We start from the raw sequence: 867 nt of genomic DNA, 5'->3' as shown, positions 1-867 counted from the left end.
GATGGTTGCTCAAGGAATTGTGGAACTACTGGTTATGGCTTGCTCTGGTTGGCAATGCCTCGATGAGTACTGCGGACTTGTCCGCGTGGAAAGTGGAGCCGGCGCCTGGAGGGCATGTTGTTCATGAAGCACACTGTTGGGTCCTGAGGCAACACGCCTTGGGGCTAGAGCATAGCCTCAGGAACGCTGTTTGTTTCTGGTGTGGTGTTTGAGAACTGTAGAGTGGATGCGAGCATCTTTGTGGTCAAGTTGTTAAGGGCACATGGTGGATGTCTTGGCTTCAGGAGCCGATGAAGGACGTAGGAGGCTGCGATAAGCCTCGGGGAGCTGTCAACCGAGCTGTGATCCGAGGATTTCCGAATGGGGAAACCCAGCACCAGTGATGTGGTGTTACCCGCACCTGAATATATAGGGTGTGTGGAGGGAACGCGGGGAAGTGAAACATCTCAGTACCCGTAGGAAGAGAAAACAACCGTGATTCCGTGAGTAGTGGCGAGCGAAAGCGGAAGAGGCTAAACCGTGCATATGTCAAGCTGTCAGGCGTTGTGTGTGCGGTGTTGTGGGACCCACCTTGAAGAGACTGACATTTCTTCGGGTTGTTGTGCTGGTTAGTGGAACCGCTTGGGATGGCGGGCCGGAGTGGGTGAGAGCCCCGTACGCGAAAACCAGTTTCAAGGACCTTGGTGGTGTTCCCGAGTAGCAGCGAGCTCGTGGAATTTGCTGTGAATCTGCCGGGACCACCCGGTAAGCCTAAATACTTCCTGAAGACCGATAGCGGACGAGTACCGTGAGGGAAAGATGAAAAGTACCCCGGGAGGGGAGTGAAAGAGTACCTGAAACCGTGTGCCTACAAGCCGTCAGAGCCTT

1 rRNA gene is annotated in these 867 nt (G+C 54.4%); it reads left to right on the top strand.

Features of this window, described 5'->3' with window-relative positions:
• Positions 1 to 242: 242 nt before the first annotated feature.
• Positions 243 to 867: ribosomal RNA gene (locus G3I65_RS09190) — 23S ribosomal RNA — on the top strand; the annotation flags it as partial.

It is taken from the genome of Amycolatopsis sp. SID8362 (genome assembly GCF_010550475.1).
Lineage (GTDB): Bacteria > Actinomycetota > Actinomycetes > Mycobacteriales > Pseudonocardiaceae > Amycolatopsis > Amycolatopsis eburnea.
Note: the sequence above shows the minus strand (reverse complement) of the source record. Positions and strands in the feature narration are given on the sequence as shown.